8 protein-coding genes are annotated in these 9,645 nt (G+C 57.3%); 5 read left to right on the top strand and 3 right to left on the bottom strand.

Annotated features, from left to right (window positions below):
- Both ACIREA_RS18660 and ACIREA_RS18665 read right to left on the bottom strand, forming a co-directional pair.
- On the bottom strand, positions 1-580 hold a 580-nt coding region (locus ACIREA_RS18660; protein WP_397383845.1), incomplete at its 3' end, for a DUF58 domain-containing protein.
- 13 nt (positions 581-593) lie between these two features.
- On the bottom strand, positions 594-1,595 hold the full coding sequence (locus ACIREA_RS18665; protein ID WP_397383846.1) for an AAA family ATPase: 1,002 nt from the start codon (positions 1,593-1,595) through the stop codon (positions 594-596).
- A 125-nt stretch (positions 1,596-1,720) separates the two neighbouring features.
- On the opposite strand from ACIREA_RS18665, the gene araD reads away from it, so the two are divergent.
- Entirely contained in the window at positions 1,721-2,419 is a 699-nt protein-coding gene (araD, locus tag ACIREA_RS18670) for an L-ribulose-5-phosphate 4-epimerase AraD (protein ID WP_397383847.1), read from the top strand.
- Between the two features lie 11 nt (positions 2,420-2,430).
- On the opposite strand, the gene ACIREA_RS18675 is transcribed toward araD, so the two are convergent.
- Entirely contained in the window at positions 2,431-2,583 is a 153-nt protein-coding gene (locus ACIREA_RS18675) for a hypothetical protein (protein WP_397383848.1), read from the bottom strand.
- A gap of 285 nt (positions 2,584-2,868) precedes the next feature.
- Between ACIREA_RS18675 and ACIREA_RS18680 the strand changes: the two genes are divergently transcribed.
- The 4 genes from ACIREA_RS18680 to ACIREA_RS18695 form a co-directional block, all read left to right on the top strand.
- A complete protein-coding gene (locus ACIREA_RS18680) occupies positions 2,869-3,474 on the top strand; it encodes a RedB protein (RefSeq protein ID WP_397383850.1) in 606 nt (201 codons plus the stop codon).
- Entirely contained in the window at positions 3,462-5,102 is a 1,641-nt protein-coding gene (locus ACIREA_RS18685) for a sensor histidine kinase (protein WP_397383851.1), read from the top strand. Before ACIREA_RS18680 ends, ACIREA_RS18685 begins: the two co-directional genes overlap by 13 nt.
- A gap of 7 nt (positions 5,103-5,109) precedes the next feature.
- The gene (locus tag ACIREA_RS18690; protein WP_397383852.1) at positions 5,110-7,203 is read left to right on the top strand and encodes a response regulator; all 2,094 of its coding nucleotides are present in this window, start codon (positions 5,110-5,112) and stop codon (positions 7,201-7,203) included.
- Between the two features lie 210 nt (positions 7,204-7,413).
- A partial coding sequence (locus ACIREA_RS18695; protein ID WP_397383853.1) for a PAS domain S-box protein occupies positions 7,414-9,645 on the top strand: 2,232 nt, incomplete at its 3' end.

Raw genomic sequence — 9,645 nt, forward strand, 5'->3', positions numbered from 1 at the left:
CGGAAACTAGGATCACCAGCGCCCGATGGGCGATGCGTTCGAGCGCAAGATCAAGTGCGGGCTTGATGTCCGTGCCGTGCTTCTTGGGTTCAATGTTTAAAATGTCACGCAGAATGCGCAGCGCATGGGGCGCCCCTTTGCGTGCGGGCAGGTAGTGCTCGATGCCGTCGGAAAAGAGCGTTAGCCCCACCTTGTCCTGGTTCTGCACGGCGCTGAAGGCAAACACCGCCGCAATCTCCGCCGCACGTTCGCGTTTCGAATCCTCCTGACTGCCGTAGTCACCCGAGCCGCTGACATCGACGCAGATCATCACCGTCAGCTCACGTTCCTCGACATACTTGCGCACAAACGGATCATTCATTCGCGCAGTCACATTCCAGTCAATGAAGCGCACATCGTCCCCGGGTTGGTACTCCCGAAAATCATCAAACTCGATTCCTTGGCCCTTGAAGCGGGAGTGGTACTGGCCGCCCAGCATCTCCTTCACCATGCCTCGCGTGAGCAGTTCGATGCGCCGCACGCGCTTGAGGATGCGCGTGAGTCTGGCGTCGTTGTCGTTCTGCACAGTTTCCCCGTTCACGGTGTGGGCGGTGTTAAGGAACAGGCAGCTTGTCCAGGAGTGTCTTCACCACATCATCCGTGGTCACTCCCTCCGCCTCGGCTTCATAAGAGAGCAGAATGCGGTGGCGCAGGATGTCTGGGGCGAGGTCTTTAATATCCTGCGGAATGACATAATTACGACCGTTCAGGAAGGCCAGCGCCTTGGCCGCCAGCGCCAGATTGATCGTGCCGCGCGGTGAGGCGCCGCAGCGGATGAGCAGCTTCAGATGAGGGGCCAATGCCTCAGGGTGGCGCGTCGCATGAATGAGGGCCACGATGTAATCGCGGATCTTTTCATCCATGAACAAGTCGTTCACCACCACGCGGCTTGCGCTGATGGCCGTCACGTCCGTGACCTGGTTCACATCGAGTTTCGGCGCCGAAGTGGCCATCGCATCCAGCACCATGCGTTCTTCCACTGGTGTCGGATAAGTGACGCGGATTTTGAGCAGGAAGCGGTCGAGTTGGGCTTCTGGCAGCGTGTACGTACCTTCCTGGTCGATCGGGTTCTGCGTGGCCAGCACCATGAAGGGGTCGGGCAGCTTGTGTGTGTTTTCGCCGATGGTGACCTGCCGCTCCTGCATGGCTTCGAGCAGGGCGCTCTGCACCTTGGCCGGTGCGCGGTTGATCTCATCTGCCAGCACCAGATTGGCAAAAATCGGTCCCAGACGCGGTGTGAACGTGCCGTCTTTCGGATGATAGACCATGGTTCCGATGACATCCGCAGGCAGCAGGTCGGGCGTGAACTGAATCCGCTGGAACTTGGCTTTCAACGTTCCCGACAGCGTGCGCACGGCCAGTGTCTTGGCGATCCCCGGCACACCTTCCAGCAGCACGTGGCCGTTGGTCAGCAGTGCCACCAGCAGGCGGTCCACCAAGGCAGTCTGCCCGATCAGCACGCGGGCGATTTCGGTTCGGAGCGGAGCCACCCAGAGGGAGGCTTTGGCGATGGCTTCCTGATCAGGAACAGCAGGGGGGGCGACGGAGGCTGGCATGTGTGTGTGCGGTACTGGTCAACGGGGGCGTTCCCCACGTCAACTCTCAAGGATCAATGTATTAACGCCCCATGGGCCGGTTTATGTTGCTGGAATTGTAAGACGTTTGGGCTTTCTTGCCATCAATGACCCTCCAAGACCTCCGCGAACAAGTCTGTGAAGCCAACCGTGCCCTGGAACCCAGCGGCCTCGTACGCCTGACCTGGGGCAACGTCAGCGGCATCGACCGTGCCTCCGGTCTCTGGGCCATCAAACCCAGCGGCGTGGACTATTTGGAGCTCAAGCCCGCCGACATCGTCGTTCTCGACCTGGATGGCCGGGTGGTGGAGGGCAGCCTCCGGCCCTCCTCCGACACGAAAACACATCTCGTCCTCTACCGCGAATTTCCCGAGATCGGCGGCATCACACACACACATAGCCTGCATGCCACCATGTTTGCGCAGGCGGGTCGCGAGATCCCCTGCTTCGGCACCACGCACGCGGACCACTTTCACGGCACTGTTCCACTTGTGCGTGCGCTCACACCCGAAGAAGTGACTCAGGACTATGAGCATTTCACCGGGGTAGCCATTGTCGAGCGCCTGCGCGAGCTGAAATTGAGTCCTTTCGAAATGCCTGCTGTCCTGCAGATCCATCATGCGCCGTTCACTTTTGGCAATAACGCCATGGATTCGCTCAAAAACAGCATTGCCCTCGAAATGTGTGCTCAAATGGCCCTCGGCTCTTCCACCCTGAATCCCGCCTTGGGCTCCATCCCCGGGCACATCCTGGAAAAGCATCATTTGCGCAAGCACGGACCGGGCGCGTATTACGGACAGAAATAACCCAGCCTTCTTCACTGATGAAAACCCGCAAACCACTCTCCTCCATTCGTTTTCACCGACTTCTGCTGCTGCCAGGGCTGCTGGCCGTTCTCCTCCAGACTGGATGTTCCAGCGAAAGAAGGGACCGCCTCTGGCAGACGCTCGATCCGGCCGGTTATAAGCATGCTCACAGTGAAAGCTTCAACGGTGCCAGGGCAGTGCGCGCTCCTGAACCCAGCAGATCCTCGGAGTCCGGTGATATTCCGTTGGAACTCAATTGATAAAAACGAGAATCGGAAAGTCTGAGGCACTAAGCGGTTCGGTCGTATTAAATAAAGCATGGCTTAGTTGGGGGGCTTTGGAGCCGACCCTTATGTTTAGGGGTGATCAACCCCGGTTTGCCAAACTCAGCTCATTCGACGCCCTCACCCGACAAGGTGATTGGGCCAAGACGCTTTGGCTCTGCCGCATTGAAAATCAGCACCTTTGCCGTGGCCTGGCTTTGGGTGGTTATCACGGGAAGCTTGTTGATGGCGCAGTATTCCCAAACCGTCGGCGCCACCGGCACCCCGCCAGTACACTGGCCGGAAACCAGCCTGTCACTGCGTCATCCAGGTCAGTTCAAGCTGGTCATGTTTCTGCATCCACGCTGTCCCTGCTCCCGCGCGACCCTCGGCGAGCTGGAACAACTCGTGGCACACTGCCAGGGAAAGTTCAGTGCTCAGGTGTGGTTCATCCAGCCGCAGGGCATGGAGGATGAATGGGTGAAAACCGACCTGTGGCATGCTGCCACTTCCATCCCTGGAGTTCAGGTGAATGTCGATCATGAAGGCGAACAAGCCCGCCTTTTTCAGGCGGTCACCTCAGGCCAGACACTGCTCTACGATTCCGAGGGCGGGCTGGTTTTCCAAGGCGGCATCACCCTTGGCCGCGGCCATGCCGGGGACAATCCCGGACGAGATGCCATCGAGAGTTTGTTGAAACAAAAAATCCCCCCCGCCACCAGCCACCCTGTTTTTGGCTGTGCTCTAGGATGGGTAAACAACCAAAAGGACTGCACCGCATGTCAGCCGTAGCCGCGAACACCCTGCCACAAGGCCTCCCCTTGAATCAAGCAACCGCATTGGTGCGTGGCTCCTCAACTGGACTGCGTCAGCAAACCAGCACGCTCGTTGATGAAACGGCGGCCACCCAATTGGCAAAGCCAGACTCAGCCCTGCAACAGCGCGCGGCAGAGTTGTTTAGTGCCGCAGAGAATGACTTGCACCGGCACACCGATCAGCTGTTTGCCCGGCTGATGATCGTGCAATGGCTGGCGGGAATTGCAGCCGCCTTGTGGATTTCCCCCCTCACCTGGATTGGGGACTCCAGTCAGGTCCACGTCCATGTCTGGGCTGCAATTCTGCTCGGCGGAGCGATCAGCGGCTTTCCGGCATGGCTGGCCTGGCAGTATCCCGGCTTGACCGTGACCCGCCATGTCATTGCCGTCGCACAGATGCTGACTTCGGCTCTGCTGATTCACCTGACGGGAGGTCGCATCGAAACGCACTTTCACATTTTCGGCTCCCTGGCGTTTCTCGCCTTTTACCGTGACTGGCGTGTGCTCGCCACGGCCACCATCGTGGTGGCGGCTGATCATCTGCTCCGCGACTTGTACTGGCCTCAGTCCGTGTTTGGTGTTCTGACCGCCAGTTCATGGCGCTGGGTCGAGCATGCAGGATGGGTGCTGTTTGAAGACGCCATTCTGTTTGTCGCCATCCGCAGGATGCTCCAGGAAATGTCCGAGATTGCTCTGCGTCGCGCTACACTTGAAGGCAGCAACGAGGAAATCGAACGTCAGGTGGTGGAGCGCACGACGGAATTGAGCAGGACGCAGGCCGAATTGCTCGAAACTTCACGTCTGGCCGGCATGGCTGAAGTGGCCACCAGCGTGCTGCACAATGTGGGCAACGTCCTCAACAGCGTCGGTGTCTCGGCTGAGCTTGCGACAAGCAAGGTGCGCGAGTTCAGGACCGGAAGTCTGAAAAATGTGGCCGAGCTTTTGCAGCAGAACTCGGCAGATTTGCCCGCCTTCTTCACCACGGATCCGCGCGGGAAAATGCTGCCGGACTACCTGCTCAAGCTGGCGGTGCACCTGGCAGAGCCTCAGCAGGCCATTCTCCAGGAAATGGAAATGCTGAAAAAAAACATCGATCACATCAAGGAGATCGTGGCGATGCAGCAGCGCTACGCACGTGGCACCGGTGTCGTCGAAGTGCTGTCCGTGGCGGACTTGGTCGACGACAGCATCCGCATCAACGCCGCCAGCTTCACTCGTCATGAAGTCAATGTGGCGTGTGAAATCGCTCAGGTGCCGCCATTGAAAACAGACCGCCATAAAGTGATGCAGATTTTGGTGAATCTGCTGAGCAATGCCAAGCACGCACTGGATCAAAGCGAAGGCGACCGGCGCATGATGGTGCGCGTGACGCAAAACCAGGAGGGGATGCTGGAAATTGCGGTCATCGACAATGGCACAGGCATCGCTCCAGAAAACCTCAGTCGCATTTTCTCCCACGGTTTCACCACCAAAAAACTGGGCCATGGTTTTGGTCTGCACAGCGGTGCGCTGGCCGCCAAGGAGCTGGGCGGAACTTTAAAAGCTCACAGTGATGGTCCGGGGCTGGGCGCCACCTTCACCTTGACACTGCCATTGGAGAATTAATCCAACCATGACACACACAACCACGACAGCAGCGCATCGGCGCATTTTAGTCATTGATGACAACCGGTCCATTCATGATGACTTCCGCAAAATCCTGGCCCCGGTTAATGCGGCAGATGATGCGCTTGAGGCTGCTGAAGCAGCATTGTTTGGCTCCCCTCAGCCGGCGCAGGCTGCCAAGCAGACTTTCACCATCGACACCGCATCTCAGGGAGAGGAAGGGCTGCAGATGGTCAAAAACGCGCAGGCTGAGGGACTGCCCTATGCCATGGCTTTTGTCGATGTCCGCATGCCGCCGGGCTGGGACGGCATCGAGACCACACGGCAGATCTGGCAGGTCTGCCCTGACATGCAGATCGTGATCTGCACCGCCTATGCGGACTGCTGCTGGAGCGATGTGCAGGAGCAGATCAAGCCACGTGATCGCATGCTCATTTTGAAAAAGCCCTTCGACATCATCGAAGTGCTTCAGTTGGCCATTTCACTCACAGAAAAATCACGGTTGCTGCTGGAGTCCAAATCTCATCTGCAGGACCTCGAACAGCGTGTGAAACTGCGCACGCAGGAGTTGGAGGCATCCAAGCTGGCAGCCCACGAAAAAGCATCCCTGCTCGAACTCTCCAGAGATGCCATCTTGGTGTGTGGTCTCGATCACCGGGTCACCTATTGGAACAAGAGCGCTGAACGCCTCTATGGCTGGACTGCGGCTGAGGCGATTGGACGTTTGGTGACCGAGATCAAAGACCAAAACTCTGAAGTTTTTCAGCAGGCGTTTGAAAAAGTCATGCAGACCGGGGAATGGGACGGTGAGCTAAATCAGGTCGGCAAAGATGGCCGCAAGCTGATCGTTGAGGGAAGGTGGACCCTCCTGCGTGATGCCGCAGGGCAGCCACGCAGCATTCTGGTGATCAATACCGACATCACCGAGCGCAAAAAAGTCGAAGAACAACTTCTGCGTGCCCAGCGCATGGAGAGCCTCGGCACATTGGCTGGAGGCATCGCACATGATCTCAACAACGCACTGACTCCGATCATGATGTCCATCGAACTGCTCAAACTGCATGAGCAGGATGCGCTGCGGTTGGGCGTGCTGGCAACCATTGAAAACAGTGCCAGGCGCGGTGCGGACATGGTGCGCCAGGTGCTTTCATTTTCACGGGGGGTTGAAGGGCAGCGCGTGGAGGTGCAGACCGGGCATCTTCTCAAAGGCATTGAAAAAATCGCCAATGAAACCTTCCTCAAGAACATCCGGTTCAGCAGTGATATCCCCGCAAATCTGTGGATCGTTCAGGGAGATCCCACGCAGATTCATCAGATGCTCCTGAATTTGTGTGTCAACGCACGCGATGCCATGCCCAACGGCGGCACTTTAAAGCTCAGCGCCGGCAATCACATGCTGGATGAGCAATGTGCGACGATGATCGCCGGGGCAAAACCCGGACCGTATCTCTTCATCGAGCTGGAAGATTCTGGCACAGGCATGCCGCCAGATGTGGTTGACCGTATTTTTGAACCCTTCTTCACCACCAAAGAGCTGGGCAAAGGCACTGGGCTGGGATTGTCCTCCGCTCTTGCCATCATCAAAAGCCATCAAGGTTTCATCCGTGTCTCCAGTGAATTGGACAAGGGCTCCAAGTTTCAGGTGTACCTGCCGGCGCAGATGGTGGAAGGCGTGAGCATGCCTCCCCCTATGCAAAATGAGATGCCGCATGGTAATGGCGAACTCGTGCTCCTGATTGATGATGAGGAACCCGTGCGGCACATCACCGGGCAGACGCTGGAGTCCTTTGGCTATCGTGTGCTGCCGGCGGCTGACGGTGTCGAGGCATCCACCTTGTACGCCACTCACAAAGATCAAATCTCAGTGGTGCTGACGGACATGATGATGCCGGTCATGGACGGACCGGCGACAATTCAGGTCCTCATGCGCATGAACCCCAAGGTGCGCATCATCGCCGCCAGCGGCCTGAGCGTGAAAGACATGGTGACCAGGGCTGCAAACGCGGGCGTCACACACTTCATCCCCAAACCATACACGGCGGAAACATTGCTGAGAATGCTTCACACAGTGCTGAACACGCAGCGCACCACCTCTCTTTAACCGAATGAAACGAAATTCATATTCATGCCAGGGATGGCGGCACCTCCAGGTTCGAACCCGCCTTGAAGCATGATTGAATTTCCTGTCATCATTTCCGGTTCATTTCCCTCTTGCACCATGGCGCTGGGGGCTGGTTCGACATCTGTGCTGCGTCGCTTCAATTCCTCCGCTGCTTCAGCGCGGGCTCAGCCTGGAGGCGTGCGCTGCCACATGAGTTTGTTCCTCATGCTCTTGTCGTTCCTTCTCATCTCCATGGATGTGTCGGGGCAGGAGTCTGCGATTCCTCACACCATCAGTGTGGTGACGGATGACAATTTCCCACCCTATGTTTTCAGAGACAATGAGGGCCGTCTGCAGGGCATCATCATCGATCAATGGCGTGTTTGGGAAAAGCGCACCGGAGTCACCGCTGAGATTCATGGCATGGACTTAAACGATGCCGTGCGCCGGATGAAAGAAGGTGAGTTTGATGTCATCGACGCGATGTTTAAAACACCGGAGCGCACGGCTTATCTGGATTTCGGGAAGCAGTACTCAACTATCGAAGTCTCCATCTTTTTTCGTTCTTCGATCGCTGGAATCAACAACCTCTCTTCCCTGCGGGGGTTTCCAGTCGCCGCCAAGCTGGGAGACACAGTCGTCAAGCTGCTGCAGGAAAATGACATCACCCCCATGTTGTTGTACAACAACTACGAGGCCATCATCACGGCGGCCAACGAGCGCAAAGTGAACGTCTTCGTCATGGACAAGCCGCCGGCTCAATACTTTCTCCAGAAGCTTGGCCTGGGGTCTGAGTTCAGGATGTCCGATCCCGTCAGCATCGGGGAGTTCCATCGTGCGGTTCGCAAAGGCAATGCCAGACTACTGCAGTTGGTTGAAAAAGGTTTCGAAGATGTGGGTCCAAAGGAACTCGCCTGGATCGAGAAAAAATGGTTCGGGCAGACTCTGGATGGCCATCCCTATTTGCGCAGCCTGGGTTACGCCGCATTGGCTGCCGTCTCCTTGGTGACGCTGCTGCTTGGATTGAACTGGATGCTGGCGGGCCAGGTCAGGATACGCACGCGCGCTCTGCAGGAAAAAGAAGAGCAGCTGCGCCTCTGCGTTCAACACAGTCCGGCGGCCATCGCCATGCTGGATCGTGACATGAAGTATCTCGTGGTCAGTCTGCGCTGGATGCATGATTACCGTCTGGGCGAACAGTCCGTCACGGGGCGCAGCCACTATGACGTCTTTCCCGAAGTGCCGGCCCACTGGATGGAGATCCACCGTCGTTGCTTGGCTGGTGCTGTCGAAAAATGTGATGATGAAAAGTTCGTTCGTGCAGATGGTTCCATTGACTGGATCCGCTGGGAAATCCGGCCATGGCATCAGGCTGACGGCACGATCGGTGGCATCATTATTTTTTCTGAGGACATCACGACGCGCAAGCAGGCCGAACTGGCCCTGCTGGCGAGCGAGGCCGAGTTCCGCACGCTCATTGAATCAGCCTCTGACGGCATCCTGGTCTCGAACACTGCTGGGCGTCTGCTCGAAGCCAACGCCGCAGTCTGCCAGATGCTGGGCTACACTCGTGAGGAACTCAGACACATGGGTTTTGTCGATATCGTTGCTTCAGGCGAGATGGTGCGGATTCTGCCCGAAGTGTCGCAGTTGAGTGAAGGCGAAGTGGTGCGGAGTGAATGGTTGTGCCGCCGTAAAGATGGCTCACTGTTCCCTGCGGAAGTCGGCTCAACGATTCTTCCCGACGGTCGCCTGCAGTGCATCATGCGCGACATCACCCAGCGCAAAATGGCCGAGGACAAAATTCGCGAGCAGGCCTCCCTCCTGGACAAGGCGCGTGACGCCATCATCGTCTGCAGCCCGGAAGAGCATAGTATCCTGTACTGGAACCGTAGCGCGGAGCGGCTTTATGGCTGGCAGGCCGGTGAGGTGCTGGACCATTCGCAAATGAAGCTGCTCAATCGAGATCCGGTGCAGTTTCTTGCCGTCATGAAAGCCGTCATGGCACAGGGAGAGTGGGCCGGTGAAATGCAGCAGTATGACAAAGAGGGGCGGCAGGTGATCGTGGAGTCACGGTGGACTTTGATCAAGGATGCTCAGGGCCGCCCCAAGTCGATTCTCTCCATCAACACAGACATTACCGAACGCAAAAAGCTCGAGCAGCAGTTTTTACGTTCGCAGCGCATGGAAAGCATCGGCACTCTTGCAGGCGGCATTGCGCACGATCTCAACAACGTACTGGCCCCCATCATGATGTCCATCGAGCTCCTGAAGCTTCAGGAGCGAAGTGCTCAAAAACATGAAATTCTTGCCACCATTGAGTGCAGCGCCAAACGCGGCGCGGATCTGGTAAAGCAAGTCCTCTCCTTTGCCAGAGGTGTGGAAGGGAGGCAGCTGGCGGTGCAGGTCGGGCATCTGCTCAAGGAGGTCGAAAAGATCACC

This window comes from Prosthecobacter sp. (assembly GCF_044373815.1).
In the GTDB taxonomy this organism is placed as follows: Bacteria; Verrucomicrobiota; Verrucomicrobiia; order Verrucomicrobiales; family Verrucomicrobiaceae; genus Prosthecobacter.